This window comes from Flavobacterium mesophilum, from assembly GCF_039581405.1.
In the GTDB taxonomy this organism is placed as follows: Bacteria; Bacteroidota; Bacteroidia; order Flavobacteriales; family Flavobacteriaceae; genus Flavobacterium.
Genome location: NZ_JBCPXZ010000008.1, coordinates 17,290 through 36,706, shown reverse-complemented (window position 1 = coordinate 36,706; position 19,417 = coordinate 17,290). Strand labels below are relative to the sequence as shown.

At 36.5% G+C, this 19,417-nt stretch carries 19 protein-coding genes and 1 pseudogene; 9 read left to right on the top strand and 11 right to left on the bottom strand.

The window, feature by feature from the left end; all coding sequences use genetic code 11:
• Positions 1 to 82 precede the first annotated feature (82 nt).
• Positions 83 to 685: a transposase gene (locus AAYQ19_RS20675; RefSeq protein ID WP_343538970.1), complete on the top strand. Its 603-nt coding sequence runs from the start codon at positions 83 to 85 to the stop codon at positions 683 to 685.
• Positions 686 to 926: 241 nt separating this feature from the next.
• Here the strand turns inward: AAYQ19_RS20675 and AAYQ19_RS20670 are convergent, their stop codons facing one another.
• From AAYQ19_RS20670 to AAYQ19_RS20640, 7 genes and pseudogenes are all read right to left on the bottom strand, one after another.
• A complete protein-coding gene (locus AAYQ19_RS20670) occupies positions 927 to 1,520 on the bottom strand; it encodes an IS3 family transposase (RefSeq protein WP_343538969.1) in 594 nt (197 codons plus the stop codon).
• Between the two features lie 38 nt (positions 1,521 to 1,558).
• Entirely contained in the window at positions 1,559 to 2,740 is a 1,182-nt protein-coding gene (locus tag AAYQ19_RS20665) for an IS3 family transposase (protein ID WP_343538968.1), read from the bottom strand.
• A gap of 847 nt (positions 2,741 to 3,587) precedes the next feature.
• Positions 3,588 to 4,478, bottom strand: a complete 891-nt coding sequence (locus AAYQ19_RS20660; protein WP_343538967.1) for a Fic family protein — start codon at positions 4,476 to 4,478, stop codon at positions 3,588 to 3,590.
• Positions 4,479 to 4,799: 321 nt separating this feature from the next.
• Positions 4,800 to 5,188: pseudogene (locus AAYQ19_RS20655) on the bottom strand (hypothetical protein); the annotation flags it as partial.
• 243 nt (positions 5,189 to 5,431) lie between these two features.
• Positions 5,432 to 6,490 (bottom strand): serine hydrolase domain-containing protein, encoded by a 1,059-nt coding sequence (locus tag AAYQ19_RS20650; protein ID WP_343538966.1) that lies wholly within the window; start codon positions 6,488 to 6,490, stop codon positions 5,432 to 5,434.
• Positions 6,491 to 6,502: 12 nt separating this feature from the next.
• On the bottom strand, positions 6,503 to 6,946 hold the full coding sequence (locus AAYQ19_RS20645; RefSeq protein ID WP_343538965.1) for a nuclear transport factor 2 family protein: 444 nt from the start codon (positions 6,944 to 6,946) through the stop codon (positions 6,503 to 6,505).
• Between the two features lie 103 nt (positions 6,947 to 7,049).
• Positions 7,050 to 8,081, bottom strand: a complete 1,032-nt coding sequence (locus AAYQ19_RS20640) for a helix-turn-helix domain-containing protein (RefSeq protein WP_343538964.1) — start codon at positions 8,079 to 8,081, stop codon at positions 7,050 to 7,052.
• 939 nt (positions 8,082 to 9,020) lie between these two features.
• Here AAYQ19_RS20640 and AAYQ19_RS20635 point away from each other — a divergent pair.
• The 5 genes from AAYQ19_RS20635 to AAYQ19_RS20615 all read left to right on the top strand — a co-directional run bounded on the left by AAYQ19_RS20635 (position 9,021) and on the right by AAYQ19_RS20615 (position 12,708).
• A complete protein-coding gene (locus AAYQ19_RS20635) occupies positions 9,021 to 9,809 on the top strand; it encodes an SDR family NAD(P)-dependent oxidoreductase (RefSeq protein ID WP_343538963.1) in 789 nt (262 codons plus the stop codon).
• Positions 9,810 to 10,039: 230 nt separating this feature from the next.
• Positions 10,040 to 10,846: a phytanoyl-CoA dioxygenase family protein gene (locus AAYQ19_RS20630; protein WP_343538962.1), complete on the top strand. Its 807-nt coding sequence runs from the start codon at positions 10,040 to 10,042 to the stop codon at positions 10,844 to 10,846.
• A gap of 149 nt (positions 10,847 to 10,995) precedes the next feature.
• Entirely contained in the window at positions 10,996 to 11,682 is a 687-nt protein-coding gene (locus AAYQ19_RS20625) for a CDP-alcohol phosphatidyltransferase family protein (RefSeq protein ID WP_343538961.1), read from the top strand.
• Positions 11,682 to 12,113 carry a GtrA family protein gene (locus AAYQ19_RS20620; RefSeq protein ID WP_343538960.1) on the top strand — a complete coding sequence of 144 codons (432 nt, stop codon included), beginning with the start codon at positions 11,682 to 11,684 and terminating at the stop codon, positions 12,111 to 12,113. The genes AAYQ19_RS20625 and AAYQ19_RS20620 overlap by 1 nt, the downstream gene beginning before the upstream one ends.
• A gap of 16 nt (positions 12,114 to 12,129) precedes the next feature.
• Positions 12,130 to 12,708: a DUF4833 domain-containing protein gene (locus AAYQ19_RS20615; RefSeq protein WP_343538959.1), complete on the top strand. Its 579-nt coding sequence runs from the start codon at positions 12,130 to 12,132 to the stop codon at positions 12,706 to 12,708.
• 465 nt (positions 12,709 to 13,173) lie between these two features.
• On the opposite strand, the gene AAYQ19_RS20610 is transcribed toward AAYQ19_RS20615, so the two are convergent.
• Together AAYQ19_RS20610 and AAYQ19_RS20605 are read right to left on the bottom strand one after the other, a co-directional pair.
• Positions 13,174 to 14,457 (bottom strand): alginate export family protein, encoded by a 1,284-nt coding sequence (locus AAYQ19_RS20610; protein ID WP_343538958.1) that lies wholly within the window; start codon positions 14,455 to 14,457, stop codon positions 13,174 to 13,176.
• A 196-nt stretch (positions 14,458 to 14,653) separates the two neighbouring features.
• The gene (locus tag AAYQ19_RS20605) at positions 14,654 to 14,848 is read right to left on the bottom strand and encodes a hypothetical protein (protein ID WP_343538957.1); all 195 of its coding nucleotides are present in this window, start codon (positions 14,846 to 14,848) and stop codon (positions 14,654 to 14,656) included.
• A gap of 281 nt (positions 14,849 to 15,129) precedes the next feature.
• On the opposite strand from AAYQ19_RS20605, the gene AAYQ19_RS20600 reads away from it, so the two are divergent.
• The 3 genes from AAYQ19_RS20600 to hemA all read left to right on the top strand — a co-directional run bounded on the left by AAYQ19_RS20600 (position 15,130) and on the right by hemA (position 17,697).
• The gene (locus tag AAYQ19_RS20600) at positions 15,130 to 15,564 is read left to right on the top strand and encodes a hypothetical protein (RefSeq protein ID WP_343538956.1); all 435 of its coding nucleotides are present in this window, start codon (positions 15,130 to 15,132) and stop codon (positions 15,562 to 15,564) included.
• Between the two features lie 25 nt (positions 15,565 to 15,589).
• On the top strand, positions 15,590 to 16,171 hold the full coding sequence (locus tag AAYQ19_RS20595; protein WP_343538955.1) for a globin family protein: 582 nt from the start codon (positions 15,590 to 15,592) through the stop codon (positions 16,169 to 16,171).
• A gap of 221 nt (positions 16,172 to 16,392) precedes the next feature.
• Positions 16,393 to 17,697 (top strand): glutamyl-tRNA reductase, encoded by a 1,305-nt coding sequence (gene hemA / locus AAYQ19_RS20590; protein WP_343538954.1) that lies wholly within the window; start codon positions 16,393 to 16,395, stop codon positions 17,695 to 17,697.
• A 306-nt stretch (positions 17,698 to 18,003) separates the two neighbouring features.
• Here hemA and AAYQ19_RS20585 read toward each other — a convergent pair whose 3' ends face one another.
• The gene (locus tag AAYQ19_RS20585; RefSeq protein WP_343538953.1) at positions 18,004 to 19,185 is read right to left on the bottom strand and encodes a DUF3570 domain-containing protein; all 1,182 of its coding nucleotides are present in this window, start codon (positions 19,183 to 19,185) and stop codon (positions 18,004 to 18,006) included.
• Between the two features lie 18 nt (positions 19,186 to 19,203).
• Positions 19,204 to 19,380: a DUF4266 domain-containing protein gene (locus AAYQ19_RS20580; protein WP_343539195.1), complete on the bottom strand. Its 177-nt coding sequence runs from the start codon at positions 19,378 to 19,380 to the stop codon at positions 19,204 to 19,206.
• Positions 19,381 to 19,417 lie beyond the last annotated feature (37 nt).

Below are 19,417 nucleotides of genomic sequence, written 5' to 3'. Positions count from 1 at the left end.
TTTTAAGATATGAAGGGAATAGTTTTAAAGTGATATAAATAGCGATATAGGACAGACTGACTAATAACTTTAGAAATTTAAAATGAAGCGTACCAGAAAAAAATATGATTTTGCTTTTAAAGAGAGTGCGGTATTATTAAGTTATGAAACAAATAATATTAGTTTAGCAAAACTGGAAAAACAACTAGGTTTATATACGGCTGCATTAAGTGCTTGGCGCCGCGAATATAAAAAATTCGATTTGCCGGATTCCTTAGGTAATGAATACTTAAAATTGAATCTTGAAAAGCAGAGAATCCAAGAATTGGAAAAAAAAATTAATAAAATAGATTTGAAATTTGAAATTCTAAAAAATGCCGGCAAATATATCAGAGAAGGGAAAGAGATGCTTTTTAATTTTATGCTAAGCAATGAAAAGAAATATTCCGCTAGACTAATGTGTGAAGCTTTAGGTATACGTAGAGCGACTTACAGGGCGTGGAAAAAACAAACAGTTACAGAAAGGCAAAAAAGAAAAAATTTAATGAAAAAAGTAATAACGAGTATATTTTTTGCTCGTAAACAACGTTATGGATGTCAGCGAATTACGGTTGAATTGCAAAATGCTGGGTACAAGATATCGTGCAGCACTGTATATCAATATATGAAAGAATTAGGTTTGGCCAGCCATATAAAAAAGAATTAAAAGCAATACAGATAGTATCTCAAAGTCTCGTACCTAAAACTTATTAAGGCAGGAATAAATTAATTTTATAGGCTCACTTGAATGACGGTTTGAATATTCAGATAAACAATCTGTTTTATAAAAAAATAATATTTCACACGCTTTATTTATGCTTCATAAATGATTGCAAATTTTAAAAGTAATTGGGATGTTGCAACACACACACACACACACACATAGATGTAATTAAATTATAGTAGAATTACTTTTTTGTTATCTTACTGTATAGACCTAATTTTTTCATGTATCTTCCGGCAGTCGCGGCTGAGATCTTATAACCGCGATTTTGAAGTTCAATGGCTATTCTTGGAGCTCCATATCTTTGCTTCATTTCAAAGAATATAGCCGTAATTTCCTTGTCAATTAGTATTCTCATATTTTGAGTTTCCGAGATTGGATTACTTTTCCAGCCATGATAGGAGCGGATGGGTACGTCTAAAGCCTTGCACATTTTTCTGATGGAGTATATCTTTTCGTGGCTTTGTATAAATCGGAAGATCATCGGCCTGCCTTGCAAAATAGATGTACTGCCTTTTTTTAGTATTTCCAATTTAAGATCTGAATCATTGATCTTTTTTTCAATTTCATATATCCTCTTCTGAGCAGCGTTTAATCTGAGATAGCCATTTCCAGGAAAACTTCCGATTCCATATTTTTGATAGTCCTGACGCCATCTATTCAGCAAAGAAGGCGTTATTCCGAGCTCTTTTTCGACCAGTTCGATATTGCCCTTTCTATAGCTGAGCAAAACAGCTTGTATTTTAAATGCACGGCCATAAATCCTGTTTTTTTTCATCTTTTCAGTTTTTGTGGTTATTAATAGGGAACAAATACCTAAAAATCTTTTGCTGAATTATAGTCTTTATTTAACTGCTCGATTGTCTTGTAGTTCAAGGCTGAATGTATTCTGTTTTTGTTATACCAATTTTCTATAAAGTCGACTATTTCGATCTTCATTTCCTCTTTCGCAATTACTGGCATCCGATACACTAATTCTCTTTTCAAAGTACAGAAAAAACTCTCAGCAACAGCATTATCAATACTATTTCCTCTACGGCTCATGCTTCTAACAACGGTCTTATATGAGCTTAAAGCGCTTGTAAAGCTTTTGTTTGCATATTGGATCCCCCTGTCGGAGTGAAATATAAGTTCATTTTTGATCTTTCGATTAGTTACCGCCATTTCCCAGGCGGGAATTGTGGTTCGTTCAGCGCTCATACCATTACTAAGGCTATATCCGATAACTTTTCGGTCATACAGATCCAAAATAATCGTCAGGTATACGAACCCTTCCCTTACTCTTATGTAGGTGATGTCTGAAACCCAGACTTGAGATGGGTTTGTTACTGCAAATTTTCTGTTGAGGATATTTGGAAAAACGTAATTATTATGACGAGAATTAGTTGTTGTCTTAAATCTTTTCTTCCTTTTATAATAAAGTCCCATCTGGTTCATATATCTAGCTACTTTGGCATGCGATATGTCATAACCTCGGTTTTGAAGTGTATGAGCAATTGAAGGGCTGCCGCTACGTTGCCCTAATTCAAAAAAAGTGGAAGACACCGCTTCTTTTAGTAAGTTTATCCGCATCTGCTTTTTGGGCAGAATCTGTTTTTTCCATCTCCGATAGGTCATTTCTCCTACTCCCAGAAGCTTGCACATTCTTCTTATCGAATACAAGTCTTCATTGCTTTCGATGAAGGCGAAAACATGAGTCCTTCCTTGGGAAATATGCTTAGTCCCCCTCCTTAGGATTTCTAGCGATTCCTCGGACTTTTTGGCTTTGCGTTTAAGTTCGTTGATCTTCTTTTGATCAGGGCTTGATCTACAGTTGCCGTAACCTGACCCGCAGAATGCATTTGCCCCATACTTAACAGATTCCTGCTTCCATCTGTATAGCGTTTGGCGTGGAATCCCAAGCTCTTCTGCAACTTTCCAAACACAACCTTTTTCGTCGCTTTGCCTGAGAGCATTTTTCTTGAATGGCAGGCTGTATTTTTTTTTCTTCTCTTCCATATGTTATATTCTTAATTTAAATATAACTATTTAATTTTTAGTACAATGAAGAGAAGAAAGCCAATTTTCAACCTAAGTGGCGCAATAGTAAATAAAGGCAGGTAAAAATGTGTTCCACAAAAAGAAAAACAGATTAATAAATAAAAATGAAAGCAAAAACTCAGATTAAATGATGCTATATTAAGTCAGATTTTAGGGATTTATATTTTGTACCGATTCTGTATTCAAAATGTGCACCAGCCCGCAAGGCCTATCAAGTTAATTTCCGGGAGTGAAAATAGCATAGTTAATGTTTAATATGTAATTAAAATGTCTTAAATAATTCTACTCTAGAGTAATGCAGAAACTAGAAAAGTGGATTAAATTTATAAGTTGGTAGATAGATAAGTGTGGAATAAGTTTAAAATAAGAAATCTTTCATGATGATTTAATTTATGATCTGTCAATTGTCGTGACATTGTCACGACAATTGACAGATTCCATTTTAAGCCGTGAGCAATGCTTTGCAGTAAAAGTTTATTTTAAATGTTTTGTTTCGGATTGAAAATTATTAAGAATATAATTTATTTCAATATTTATATGTTTACTAATTGTAAGGTATCGATCATTAAAATTTTAGTTGTACTTGAACAAGTTTCTCTCGACAGTGTTGAGAGTTTTGTGCATCCAGATGCAATACTTCAAAAGACCTAGAGAATTTGTAGTTCGAGTTCTCTAAAATTGTAGGATTTTTGGTTGTATCTTTTCTGTGCTTTTTTTTTTTGGCACTCTCTAAAAGTTGAAGAATTAATTTCCGGAACTGGAAATTAGCTGTGATTGATTTTTTCCAATCTCTAGGGCTAGATTTTTAATTGTATTCTATCTCGAAATAATCAAGTATTGATTTGTAATTATCTTGAGCAGTAAGGCATGTGTCCATGAGATATTCTTTTACATTATTCCATTCCTGAAGCCCTCTGTAATAAAACAGTTTTAGCTGTTCATCTATTATGAATGGAACTATATTGTTAGCGAGGCACTCTTTAAAAATGATTAATCGACCTACACGTCCATTTCCGTCCTGAAAAGGATGTATGATTTCGAATTTATAATGAAAATCAATGATATCCTCTATGGTTTTATTTTTAACTGCATGATAGTTCGTAAGCAGTTCTTTCATTTTTTGAGGAACTTGGTTAGGAGGACAAGTCTCATTGCCACCAACTTCATTTGGTATTCTTTTATATTCTCCAACATTAAACCAATCTTTTCCACTATCGGAAGTACCAGACTTTAATAAAAAATGAAGTTCTTTAATAATAGATTCGGTAAGTTTATTATTTGCTTTATCTATAATAAAATCGATGCATCGAAAATGATTAGAGGTTTCGATAATATCATCTACATTGAGAATTTCTTTAGATGCCCCGATTGTGTTGGTCTCAAAAATATATCTCGTTTGATCATGCGTTAGCCTGCTCCCTTCAATTTTATTTGAATTATAAGTTAAATCAATTTGTGTGCGGTGGTAGATACCACCTTTCAGCTTCATATTTTTTTGTTCTTTTAGAATGTCTAATAAAATATTTACACTTATTTTTTTAGTTTCTTTTTGAGAAATTACTGCATCTTCAGGAATATTCCACGTTTTGCCAGTTAGGAAAGCTCCTTTTAATTTTCCTGTTGAACAATAATTACGAACTGTCCTTTCAGACAGATTCAGCTTCTTTGCAAATTGTACTACTGAAAGATATTTCATATTGTATCTAAGATTCCGTTATCGGCAAATATACGCTAAAATTATAGTATAAAAAACGCTTGTTTTGCCGATAGAGGAATGTGCTCTTTCGACCGCAGGTCAAAATTTCAAATCATATAAAAGTATCTCATTTTTTGTATCTTTTTTGTACCCTAGAGTTGTTAATGAGAGAAGATGATTGAAAGTTAATTTCCGGCGGCGAAATTAGCAGCAAGTCACTCACACAAAGCCTTTGTGATTTTCATCTATAGATTTTTTTTATGTCATTGAAAATAGTTTTGTGTCGGTTATATAAAATGTTTTTATTTTTCGTGGAGAATTTTAATGTAAGTAGATTGATAGTAAAAACAATATATAGTTTTTTTGTTTTAGCTGTTGATTTGTGAAAAGGTATAGAATTTCAGCTGTGATTTTAAGACTTCTTTCTGCATCTCTTTGTCTGAAGAGGAGTTGAATCCGATAGTTTAGGATCTTCGTGAGTAATAGGAATCCTTTTTTCTGCTCCTGCAATAAAGGGGCATTTGCCATCTGCCTGCGAGCAAAGTCATGACTGCAGCAAAATCCGATGCAGGATTGAAAGGGTTGTCATATTTTTTAGAAAACCCACTTATTGGTAATGCATTGGGGCTGTATTTTACAGCATATGCGGAATTGCTGCCTTCATTGATTTTCATAATTTCAAACCCCTGCCAAGCTAAAGTCTCTGCCACTTTTGAAGCGCAGTTTCTTCCGTGCCCCTTGCATAGATGTCTTATCGAACAAAAAAAAGCCTGAAAATATTTATTTCGCAGGCTTTACATTTTTTATGGATCCGTACCGGGACAATTCTCGAACCGTTTTCTTGATGATTTTACAAAAATAATAACATTCAATATTTCATTTTTGATTAAAATACGACCTTGCCCATTATTTTAAAATAATTACGCCACACCCTAATATTTAATAGCAGAGGTTTATTGCTTTCTTTCAGCTAGGGAGGCAATAATATTCACTATTTCATTTATGCCACCTCGTTTGTCTGCAGGGATAAACATTCCGTTTGCCAAAAGAATTATGGTTAGCTTTTTATCAGGAAATTTTCTAAAGGCTGTTGACAGCCCTCCTGTAAAACCATAAGAAACATTTTCATTCTCTTTTATTAAATCCAATCCATGTGTGAAATCCCTTTTGATTTCATAATTAAATGGAATCAATAATTGCTTTTTTATTTTATCAGAAATAAAACATTCATTATCAAACTTTGTATTCCATTCAATGAAAGCATCTAATGTTATGTTAAGCGCTGCAGCACCATATGCATACTCGGGAAAATTCCAGTCTCTTTTTAGAAAGTCATCGATACCTCCTGTATTTACATACCCATAACTTAAATTATCAACTACTTTACGATTATTTCCTTCAAAAATGACAGATTTTGATGCTGATTCGAATTGAGTATCAATAATAAATTGACTGAGTGTTTTATTCACAACTTTTTGAAAGATTCTGTTAAGAAGCCAATAATTAGTTTGATTGTAATCAAATTGTTTTCCTGATGAAAATTTTATGCTGTCATTGTAAACTTTTTGTTTTGCATTTTCTTCATTTTCGGTGGCATAATTTACAATATCGGGTAAGCCCGATGAATGAGTTATCAGATTTTTTATTTGTATATTTTTCCAAGTATTGGGTAAATCGTCTAAAAAATAAGAAATGGGTGTATACAGCGATAGCTTATTGTCTTGAATTAATTGATAAACTGCTATAACCGACATTACTTTAGTAGTTGAAAACAATGGAAATAGCGTCTTGTCTGTGACAGGAACTCCCATTTCGATATTGGCAAGTCCATAATTCATCTTGTGAATCAATTTGTTGTCTTTTATAACCGCCAGCGCTAATCCCGGAATATTATATTGTTTTTGAACTTCTTTTATGTAAGTATCAATTTCGCTGTTCCGTAAATTTTGTGCTGTTAGAGTAGTTAATGAAAAAAGCAGTATAAACGTGGCTAAGAAAAAAAGAGGCTTCATCGAATGTGGTAATTATTTTGATTTAACGATATTAGTTGAAATTTTATCTACAATGTACCATTTATCATTCAGCAGCATCATATTAAAATAGTCAGTAAAAATGCGTTCAGGTGTTTCTATTTCGCATTTAACAGCAGCAATTGTTCCAGTACTATCAATTGTTATAATTCTGCCAAATGAATTTTCAAGCTTCGGATGAAGTTTGAATCTGCTTAAATAATTTTTTCTGTCAGTTATGACAACATGGTTTTGTTTGATGTTTTTTAAATTACACGAAGAGTGCATTACGCTTCCAATTTTTAAAGTATCACCTTTCATCCAGCCGTCAAAATAAGTTTCAATTGCCTGTGTGATTAGTTTTTTTTCCTGTCGTTGAGCATTTATTTTAAAAGGAATTAAGCAAAGAAGAAGGAAGGTAAAAATGTTTTGCATTATAGCTTTCGGTACTTTTATCATTATTCAGAATTTAGATTGTTAATAATGAGCGCAAATATCCTGAATGCAAATTGTTTTGAGGTTTTATTTTATAAGACAGTAGTTCGATTTGATAAAATCGAACTCATTTTAATAAGGATTTTTGATATTCTGCAGGAGTTAGTCCCGTAATTTTTTTAAATGCGGTAAAGAAGGTTGATTTTGAATTAAAACCGCAATCGTAACCTAGACTTTCAATTGTATAGTATTTCTGGGTTTCTAATAACTTTTTTGCTTTTTCAATTCTATATTCCTTCATTAGACTTGAGAAAGATTTACCTAATATCTCATTTACATACTGAGATAGTAAATGTTTTGTTATTTTTAGTTCATTTGCTGCTTTTTCAAGCGTGAAATTTGAATTAAGAAACAGTTCTTTTTCAATTAATATTGATAGTTTTTGGTCGATGGAAGCCAGTGTCTCTTTGTCAATTTCTTTGGTTTTATATTGCTCCTTTTCATGAAAAAAAGTGGACTGATTGCTGCTTTTAAAAATTAAAAGCAGGACAATTAAATATAAAATAAAGGTAAATGACAAAGCTCCTAATATATAAGACGCATAGGCAGCAAGGCTGTAAGCTAACCACATAAGCACCACACCAAAGTAAATGCTTAGAAACCAAAAATCCAATCTCTTTAAACTCTCTCTCCTATTAAGCTTAATAATAATGGGCCGGAGATATTTAAAGGAAAGAATAATATAAATGAACCACTGAATATATATAGCATTTACAATATATTTACTCCAAATTGCGTGATGTTCAACATACGGATAAAATAATCCAATAATTGTTATTACTGCCAAATAAGGTATCACATGTTTTGTCCAGTTTGGTTTTTCTTTCTCTGTAACCGATATGAGATATAAAAAAAGAAATGGACCAATCAGAACGCAGGCAGAAAGCCCAATCTGAATAAAAATATTGGATAGGTGGGGATTAAAATAGAAAAAAACTGATTTGACAGTTCTGATGCTTAAAACCAAAAGCAGCAATGATAAAAAATAGTTTGTAAATTTTTTATTCTTAGCGTTTATGGCAAAATATACTGAAAGTATGAATCCATTAAAAGCTCCTAAAGCACTAAAAAAGAAAAGCAACTGGTTTGACTCTGTCATTACTATTTTGTATTAATTATGCCATAGAAGGGCTTAAAAACCATTTCGACGAAAATGCGCAGTTTTCATTTCATTATATTTTGACAAGAAAAAAATAAGCTTATTTATTGCAATCTGTTTTATGTGTTTCCCTTGTTGTTTTAAATCGCACAATAACTACTGCTTCAAAAGTAACCAAAAAAGATCACAAATCATTAATAGCATTTATTAGTTTATGCTTTGAATCGGAATTCTAAAAATGTTGTGTACTTCAATTTTAGACTGCTCTTCTTCGGTAATTAAAGAAAAAAAGTTTCTGGTTTGAAGCGGTTAAATATTGGAGTAGGGCAAGGGATACAGGCAGCCGGATTACTATGGTATGGATGGTGTAAACTTTTATCAATATTCGAGTCAAAGACGTTTGATTTTGTTATTTGAAACCTCTTTTTTGCCATTTAAAGTTCGGCATACGCTATAATTAAACCATTCTAATACATATTGAATGTAACATTTTATGACCTTGAATATCGCTGTTATTTACTTTTGCAAGAATGGTCGGCCATGATTTTGATATAATAATTTTCGGTTCCGCATTTTGTTTGGAGTTTATATAGTACCTAAAGAAAAGGAATTGGAATTTTATAAAATTGAAATTGTAGCATAGGTCTTAGAAAATTTGTCCGGCATTTGCTGCATGTGCATGATCTAGGATGTGCAAAATCCAAAACATTTTAATGAATATTGCATTTGTATTTCCCGTGTATTTCTTAAGTATCATTTATCAGCCTTGGAGTATGGGCTTACCAAAGTTATTCCAGGAAATTTTAAATAATTTAATAAAAAGTTAAAACGAAAGTTTTAACTTTTTATTTGCTATTTTTCTACTTTTAATGTTGCATAAAACTTTTAAGAAATGGTTTTACATTTAATCTTTATATTTGATTATTAAATTAATTAAAAGTGAGCCAAAAGAGGAAACCATACGCTTTAATAACGGGCGCCAGCAAAGGCATAGGGAAATCTATTGCTTATGAATTGGCAAAGGAGGGATATTCGCTGCTGCTTGTCGCAAGAAATGAAGAGGAATTAAAAACACTTTCTAATGAGATTCAAGAAAAATACGGCATTAATGCCGCTGTTCTGCCACTTGATCTTTCTGTGAATGGCGCAGCATTACAAGTAGCCGATTGGATAAAAACAAATAGGTATCCCGTTGGCATTTTAGTCAACAATGCCGGTTATGGAGTCTGGGGCGATTTCAGCCGTTCAGCTCTAATGGATCAGCTGGGCATGATGCAGCTTAACATGAATGCAGTGGTAGAACTTTCACACCTGTTAGTGCCTATACTGTCACAGGAACAACAAGCCTACATCTTAAATATATGCAGCACTGCTGCCTATCAGGCCGTGCCTACATTAGCGGTTTATTCGGCTACAAAAGCTTTTGTTTTGTCGTTTACCCGTGCACTGCGTTTCGAATTGGCCGCAACTTCAATTTCAGTAACCTGTTTTAGTCCAGGTCCGGTTGATACCGGTTTTGCTTCAAGAGCGGGTTTGGATGCTCTGAGCAAAATGGCTCAAAAGTTTAATATGCAGCCGGATGAAGTCGCAAAAATGGCAGTTAAAGCGATGTTCAGCAAAAAATCAGAAGTTATTCCAGGCTTTGCCAATATCATTTCAGTGTATGCCAATCGCGTACTGCCAAAGGCTTTCATCGAAAAAACAGCAGCCGGGATTTATAAAATTTAATTTTTTTTTTCAAAAAAATAAGAAAATAGTCCTCGTAAATAAAAAAATATAATATCTTTGCTTTAAATCTCTACTAATTCGATAGAATATGTCTAATAAAAGAAATAGGTTTAATTTTCCTAAAGGGCAAATGCATGCAATGCGAATATGCTGTTGTTGCTGTTGTAGCTGTTGCTAAACTTTTAGATAAAATTTCAAACTTATTTTTCATTTATTAAATATATAATATCATGGTATCTTCATATAAAACATTTACCCTAGCTGATCAATTGACTGATGAGCAGATCAGCTTTTTTAACCAATACGGTTTTATCCACTTCAAAAAATTTATAAATCCAGAAACGGTCGCAGCAATCATTGATGCTTCGAAAGAAGTAGAGCAAAAATGGATTAATAACGACCTACAAAAAGTAAACGGTGTTCCAATCAAATATGGAAAAGATTTAGATGGATCTCCTATAGTGCAGCGTTTTGCTTTTATCAACCAGCATCATCAAACCTTAAGCGGTCTATTGCTTGATCCGAGATTGGATGGTTTATTGCCATTGGCAGGTGAGGGCGCACGATTGGGTACTGAAGAAAAAGACGGAATGGTTTTCAATCATTATATCAACGGGCCAGAAAGCAAGTTTGCTAAAATGGGCTGGCATACAGACGGTTTGAGAGATGTTTTTTATGGCACTAAACTGAATCCGATGCTGAATGTGGGGATCCACTTAAGCACCTTACAACCAGAGAATGGCGGCCTTAAAATCATTCCCGGCACACACAAGCAGAGTCTTTACCAGATGCTTTTCCGTAAAAAATATTTTTTAGACCATAAAGCAGATCCAGAGGAAGTTTCCATCAATCCGGAAGCGGGAGATTTAACCATTCATGACGGCCGTTTATGGCACAGGGTTGCAGAATCGGCTGTACGAGGCGAAGAAAGCAGAAGAAGGGTTATTTATATTCCGATCATAGCAGGGAAATATGCTCCAAAAAATGAGAACAGCCCAACGGTTTTCTATCAACGCTTTGCAGGCATTGTTAAATAACATGCTGTTCGTCCTTGCATTTAGTTATCTGGTTAGATCAGGCAGGCTAAAAAGAACTTCCGTTTTTTTTAATAACACGCAAAGAAAGATAAGGTTAAAAATTATAAACTGGAATTCGGTATACTACAGGCTTATTTATATTGGTTATTATGGAAACAGTAAAACAAGTTGAAGGAAATAATGCCATCGTACAAAGAACATTTTCAGACCGTAAGCGAACTAATATTTTAAAAAAAGCAGAACAGTCAGCGATTGTATTTTTGCTGCCAAAGCTGCCTGGATTCGTTTCGCCAAATCTGCTCACGCTATTAGGAACACTTGGCTCGGGATTCGTTTTCCTAGCTTTTGTTTTAGGCGCTTATGCGGCCGATTGGTATCTGCTATTGGGGATTATCGGGTTGGCTGTAAATTGGTTTGGCGATTCTCTAGATGGAAGACTGGCTTATTACAGAAATATTCCGCGTCGTTGGTATGGTTTTGCCCTCGATATTATTGCCGACTGGATCGGAATTGTGCTTATAGGCTTTGGCTACTACATTTATGCTGAAAATGGCACTAAGAGTATAGCTTTCGCTTTTGTAGCATTGTATGGCTGGTCGATCATCATCAGCCAGCTGCGCTATAAAATTACGAATGAATACAGCATAGACTCCGGTTTTGTGGGCCCTACAGAACTCCGATTCATCATTGCTTTCATTTTAATTGCAGAAGCTTTATTCCGTGGATCAATTGCCTATCTGGCTGGCTTAATCACTCTCGTTTTGCTCATAATTAACACTATAGACAGTATAAAGCTTTTAAAGCTGGGCGATTTAAAAGATAAAAAACAAAACTGATGTTTACAAAAAGAGCAATTCTGACTTTTCTAAAGGCGCAGGTTGCGGCATTTTTAGGTGGCCTTGCTGATTATGGTTTAATGGTTGTATTGACCGAAGTTTTTAAATTGCATTTTACCTTTTCTATTCTAATCTCCGGAACTGTTGGCGCCATTATCAATTTCAGTATCAATAGGTTTTGGGTATTTAAAAATCAATCTGGTTACAGCAACCGCATCAATAGTCAGCTTTTTAAATTTGCTTTGGTGGTATTGGGGGGGATTTCCTTAAAATCATCTGGAACTTTTATTTTGCAAAATGCATTTCAGATCGATTATAGGATTGGAAGAGTCATCACAGATCTTTTTGTTTCGTATGGCTTTAATTATCCGCTGATAAAATATTGGGTTTTTAGGATAAACGAAAAACAGCCTGTAATCGAATCAAATTAATATACTGAATTTCGTCATGAACAAATTATTATTTGGATATTATACAAAATCACTGATCGTTATAACGATTCTGGCGGGCATAATTTCTGTGGATGCATCGGCACAGAACGATAATCCGTCGCCATTGCATTTTCCCACGCCCAAAAATATTGATGATATGGTGTTTTACGTGCAGCGGGACCCCAATATAAATACCGCTATTTATGCCATTAACTATCAGGAAAATGGAGAAATAGACAAAAGCAATCCGATAAAAGCATATTGGATTCGGTATTCTGAGAAAGGAGAAAAAAAAGATTTTAATTATCTGCAGCGTAAATTTGCTTACGGAATAGAAAGCAAGGCCCTAAACAATGAGGAGTTTGATCTTCAATTCGTTTCCTATAAGAAGCTGCACCTAACCTTGAAAAAGATAGGTTCAGACCAGAAATATCAGGTTTTTGCCCATGTAAATCAGAAAAAAATACAAATAGAAAAAATATTCGTGCGCATCGAAGGAGGTTCTTTCTGGATGCCGAATGTAAAGTATGCCGAAGTTACAGGAATTGATGCTTTCTCGAATAAGAAAATTACGGAAAGATTGCTGTTGAAATAATGCAACTCTGCACTTGGGCGAATCGCTGTTTAAATATCAGCACTTGAATTGCTGCATTGATTTTGCGTATCTCAAGATTTAGTGCTTTAGGAACTAGATTTTTTTGTAAGGAATAAATTCATTGATGACCGACAGACAATTATTGGCTATGCAGAAAACAATTCAATTGCGCTCGATAGGATTATTTATTTACCAGACAATTGCTCTGGCGTTTAGCATTTCCATGCTGTATTTGCTGTTCTTATTGTTTAAATTTTTGCAAAAGAAATCCTAGATAGCCAAGCTGATATAAACGGAAAAAGCTGCTTTTGTTAAATTCAAACCTTGTTTAGCGGAGGGATGTTTTGATGGATTTTTAATTTTTCAAAATTTGTAGAGCCGCGATTATGCCACAAAATTTGATAAGGTGAAAAATATGCAGGATTCGGATTTGCTTTTTGTGGCAGGAAAGATATCAAATCCAGTTTACCTTTTTAAATTTATGGCGTTAAAAGAGTAGGAAACCATCAGATAGCTCCAGAATGCGGGTTTGCCTGTTTCTTGTATTTTTGGGAGATTCTCCATGGAGCCTGTCGGCTGGAAAATAGAAAAGGCGCAGTTTAGCTCCAATTGCTTTATCGGAATGTATCTCATGGAAAAATCATTTTCGAAGCCTAGAAATCTTGACATTTCCCGATTCAGCTTGTCTTTAAGGGGATATTGGGTATAGAATAGATGGAAGTCGCCGCGTATGGATAGCTTTGGATTTAGCTGCAGTTGGCTGAAGAGATAGGGATTTATCAGTCCTTTCCCTCCAACGTCGGCAGGGAAGCGGGTAAAGACATTCATATTTCCGTTGAATTTCCATGTAACGCCATAAAGGACATCAAAATCAGCTGAACGGTTATTTTCTGCACCGGGACTGCTGCCGCTGATTATTTCCGCGCCCAGGCGAAAGGTGTATTTGGCATCAGTCCATTTTATCTCAGGCTGGAAATAATAGCCCGCCAAGTGCTGTCCCTTTGCATTCTGCCCAAACTGGATATAGCTGTTCAGGGTATAGAACCAGTTTTTCTTTTTAAAGTCAATCCTGCCGCCGGCCGTAGCCCTTGCATATAGAGTTTCCGAGTTTGCCTTTTCCAGAAAATCGACTGCGCTGAGAGAATTGAGGGATAACCTGTCATTGAAGCTATAGCTTAAATTGTAGGCCAAAAGGTATTTGTATTTATTGGAAGCTACCGGAGAATAGGCAGGCTCAAAACTGTTTTTGTAATTGCGGGTGAATAGAAAGAATAGGTCATTTGTTAAATTCCTGGAATGCTGCATCAGGCGTATCCCTTCATGGGCGCGTCCCTGCTGCGCCCAGGGAGCATCGGAAAACAGCCTCCCGTTGTCCAGCATCACGCTCTGCCTTCCGATGCGCAGATTTAATGAGTTGAGTCTGGTTTCAAAAAACAGCTGGTAGAAATTAAGGCCCGCAGTTTTTCCAATCCTGCTGTTCTGGTCCCATAGGTGGATTTCCTGAAAATCCGATTTCAGCAGCCATTTTTCGCGGCTGTATGCCATTGAGATCCTGTTTCTCTGGGTCACATACAAGTAAGGATCAATTGAATCGTTAGGGGGAAGCATGTAATTGGAAGTATATTCGGCCCTTGGCCTTATCTCTGCATTTACTGCAAATACACCCGAGGGCACGTCTTTTGCCTGAGCTTTTGCCTCGCTGGCAAATGCGATGATCGGCAAAAAGGAGTAAAATATTCTTTTTATCATTAAACTTTTCAAATCCTATAGAAATACTATACAAATATAAGCACCTGCTTGAATTCTTAAAATTTATTTGTTAATTATTAGAGAAATTATCTGCAAGGCTCATCGTAGCATCATCGAGCGTGTTTTTTGTGCTGGGAATAAACCTTTTTTCTCAGTCGCGCAACAGGTAACAGTAAAACGGGGTGCAACCAGCATTTTACCTCGGGCGAGCAACTAATAATAATCGAACTACTTTTTCATGCAATTGCTGAAGTGCTTTTGCAATAGCCATAGTTCCATAACGCATTACCAACGAAATGGTAATGTGTGCCAAAGGCTGTACTTTTTTGTATTCTTTCTTAAGGCACAAAAAGGGACGGACCATTATCCCAATGGATTTTTGCATAAGCATTTGCCGATTCTTTGGGGTTTTCTGAAAATGATTCCTCGGGCTAATAAGGCTCTTAGTGGATCGGAACATAGACCACTATTTAGCCATTAAAAATTCACATATACGGCTTAACATCTTTTTTATCGGGTTTTCGGGAAATCCTAAATTTACCAGCATCTCTCTTATAATTAAATTATTAGGTAATTTCTGTATTTAAAATGATTCTAAATTGACTGATTTGCAATTATTTCCAAAACCGCAGGGATGAAGTACACGTAAGTAGTATAAAAACCATAAAAATTATGAAAACTAGTAAAATAATCAAAAAAGGACTTTTTATGATAAGCGGAATTGCTGGACTCTTTATCGCCATTCTGATCTATCATATCATAACTGTAAAACCGCCCGTTTATGATACTCCTAACCTGCAGGTTAGCAGAATCGATTTTAAATCAGATATCGATTCTCTGCAGGCAAGACAAATATGTGCCGATTTGAGAAGCATAAAAGGGCTGACATCAGACTCAATTATCGTTAAAAGAAATGTTGTGGTGTATTTCCATAATAATAAAATTACAAACTCGGAGAAAGTTTTCAATGAGCTGATGGCTAAAGGGCGTTATGATGCCAAGCGTTATATTTTACCTGCAAATTTAGCAAGCAAAGAAGTGTGTCCTATGGATCAAAATAGTTTGAGTTATAAATTATCTCAAAAAATCAACCGTTTTTTTAATTAACCCTTAATACCTGAAATTTATGAAAATGTATTCAAAACTTACACTTGGTGTATTGCTTGCTGCATCTGCAGTTATGATTTCCTGCAGCAGTAATGACGATGAAACCCCGCCGGTCAAAGCTTCCATTTATGAGCGTTTAGGCGGAACTAAAATGGTGTCTGATCCAGATAATTCCGGACAGATGATAGAACAGGGCCGTTTGAGTTTCCGTAAAGTTGTAAATTCAACCATTGGACTGATTGTTGCCGATATCCAATCCAACGCTTCGGGCAATCTGCAGGCACATTTCGCACCATTGCTGGCAGAGACGGGAACTACGCAGTCTACCAATATTGCCAAATTATCAGATAATCTTACAGATTTCTTTTCATTTAATACTGGCGGCACAAATGCTGTAAACACCTATTCAGGTTTGAATATGGCAGCGGCGCATGATCCTGCAAAAAATCCTCGCATGGGAACAAAATCAAGCAGTGCCGATTATACTAAATTCGAAGGCTATGTAGGGGCAGCAGCCAATGCAAATGGTGTGGCTTCAAACACAGAATTATATACTGATATAGTTGCTGTTTTGGAATCATTGAGAACTCCTATAGTTCAAAAGTAATTTTTCTTTTCAAAACGCTGCCTGAATAAGGCAGCGTTTTATATTTCAAGATTATTGAGGATTATATTAATATTTTCGAAAACCTGTTGCTCTATAATGTCAGGAAATTATATAAAACTGCCAATTGGATCAATTTATTCCATATCCATATAAAAGCGCTTCTAGCGTTTTTTACATATCAGCAGTAAATAACTTTCGAATTTTTTTAAGAAAGCATAAATATGGAAAATTTTAACATGTCCAGATCCGCAACTTTTTATGCATTAGGGTTGAGCTATAAGAAAGCAGATGCAGTTCTTAGAGGCAAGTTCAGTTTAGATGCAAAAGCGCAATCTGATTTATTGCTGCAGGCCAAAGCCGAAGGCATCGAATCATTGATTGTTACTTCCACCTGCAATAGGACCGAAATTTATGGTTTTGCACATCATCCATATGAGCTGATCAGACTGCTTTGCGAAAACAGCAGTGGTTCTGTAGAAGAATTTCAGAAGGCCGCCTATATATACAAGAATGAGCAGGCTGTTAACCATATATTCAGAGTAGGAACAGGTTTAGACAGTCAGATTCTGGGGGATTTTGAAATTATCAGCCAGATTAAAAACGCTTTTAATCATAGCAGAAAGGAAGGTCTGATAAATACATTTTTGGACCGGTTGGTAAATACTGTTATTCAGGCGAGCAAAAAGGTCAAAACAGATACTAAAATTTCTTCAGGGGCAACATCGGTATCTTTTGCATCAGTGCAGTTCATTCTTAAAAATGTAGCGGATATTGGAAGCAAAAATATCTTGCTTTTCGGAACAGGAAAAATAGGCAGAAATACTTGTGAAAATTTAGTAAAACATACCAAAAACAGCCATATCGCTCTTATAAACCGAACAAAAAGCAAAGCCGAATCATTAGCCGGAAAACTCAATGTAATTGTAAAGGATTACTCCGATTTGCAAGAAGAATTACAGCGAGCGGATGTTCTTGTTGTCGCTACAGGGGCACAGAGCCCTACTGTTTACAAGTCGCTTTTGAATTTGCATAAACCATTATTGATTTTGGATCTCTCCATTCCACGAAATGTAGATGCCAGTGTAGAAGAGATTCCAGGGGTAACTTTGATTCATCTGGATTATTTGTCTCAAATTGCAGATGATACCCTTGAAAAAAGAAAACAGCATATTCCTGCTGCAGAAGCTATTATTGAGGATATGAAATTAGAATTCAGCACCTGGATAAACGGCCGAAAATGCGCGCCGACTATTCATGCATTAAAATCCAAATTAAAGGATATAGTATCTGCTGAATTTGCTGTTCAAAAAAAGAAAACAGCCAATTTTGATGACCTCCAGATTGATTTAATCAGTTCGAGAATTATCCAGAAATTAACCAGCCATTTTGCAAGCCATTTAAAAAATGAACATACTTCAGTGGATCAAAGCATTGAATTTATTGAAAAAGTATTTCAGATAGGACAGTCTGCACCAAACAAATCTTCGTCGACAATAGAAGAAAAGTACAATATCAATCTGTCATAAAGCCGCCAGCTTTTTTTTCGGATCGTAAAACTTTCAGTGAAATTGAACAGTAAAAGCAATCTGATCCACAAAGCATATCGGGTTCATCCGTATTTGCATATGCCTAAAAGCTTAGGCCGTTTTCCAGCCTCCTTCATTAGTATCCATTGAACCTTCCTGGTGTTTTCCGTCGGGGAACCTTTCCGCATTGCTGATTAATATATAAATTTTGCGGGCTTATTATAAGCCCGCAAAATAAAGGATGTGCTGAATCGAATTATCGAGCATCGGCACAATATAAATTTTTGAAGCCATCGCTAAGCTTGTTTATCTGTATTTGATATTGATGCTTATGATGTCAGAGGCCAGGTCATTGGATCTGGTGTAATGGCCGTAGCGGATTTCAAGCGTGTTCCAGTGCTCAAGCCCGAATATGCCGCCAGGCGGAGTTAGCTTTAGCCCCATTCCAAGGAAGTTGCTGCTGAACTTGGAAAGGTCATAGTTGCTGGTATAGTATTCGTCTGCCTGGGTATGCTGGCCGTAAGGCTTGAAATATTTGGCAGCGCTCTGGCTGTAGTATCTGTAGAAAGGGCTAAGCGAGAAAGCCTGGGTCAGTTTCACCGGGATTTCCAGATCGGCAGTATGCGCCTTTAAATTCCAGCTGTCGGCGTAATAGCGGTAATACGCCCTTATGATGATGTTGTCGCCCATGAAATAGCTCGCCCTGATTCCTAAAGGGATCTTAAAGCGCGTGTCCGGCATCTTTTCTTGATGCACAGTGCCGTCCGCGAAATACACCCTGTGGAAGGGAAGGCTCAGATAGCCGTTCTGGCTTATAAGGTCTCCCACAAGCATTACCTGCAGCCTCTGATTGATGACTTGGGAGTAGCTCAGGGTCCCTGCAAAAGTGTTGCGGGCCGCACTTCCGTAGCCTTCTCCCGGAGCGCGCAGCTCTATGGGCGCAATGAGTTTGAGCTGGTCGATGAAGGTCTGGAATCTGGCCGTAAATTCGCCGTTTCTGTCTTTTGTCTTCTGCGAGAAGCTTATGTTTCCCCCGAAGGACTGGTAGTCGAATTCGGTGGAAGAGGAAAGCCCGATTCCAAGGATGCGCCCTTTCTGCTCATTTTCCCTCAGATAGGTAAGGGACGGGTAGAAGCGGTTGTCAGAGGATGAGGCCGACGAGTTGGCGCTCATGTCTATCAGATCCGATGAGGCGGAGGTATAATGGTCGATGCCCGCTTCGATATCAAAGGTGTGCCTGATGCCGGTCTGTCCGTATTTGACCAGTTTCACATCGATGGTATTGGCTATGTCGGTAAGCTTCTGTGTGCCGATGCCCCCGGTGACTGCCGAATGGCTGCCGTCCTGGCTGTAGTAGCTCGACACCAGATTCACTTCCTCGACTTTAAGTTTTCTGCTTTTGTAGCCTGTGGAATCCGCAGGGATATCCTGCGCTCTGGACTGCAGCAGTGCCATAAGGGCTGCTCCGGTAAGGATAATTCTTTTCATTTTTTCAAGGCATATAGGTTAATTGCAGCCGCAGCCACCGCCGCTTTTTCCTGCATTGGCTCCGGAAGCTCCCTCGCGGTAGGACTGGAAACTCAGTTCGGTCTTCTCTATCTTGCGGTTGGAGAGCACCATTTCCGAATCGTTGATTTTTCCTTTCTGGTACTCCTTTACAGAAGTGCAGGAAGCCGCAAGCATGCCTGATGCTAGCAGGATGGCAAAGGCCGCGGGATTT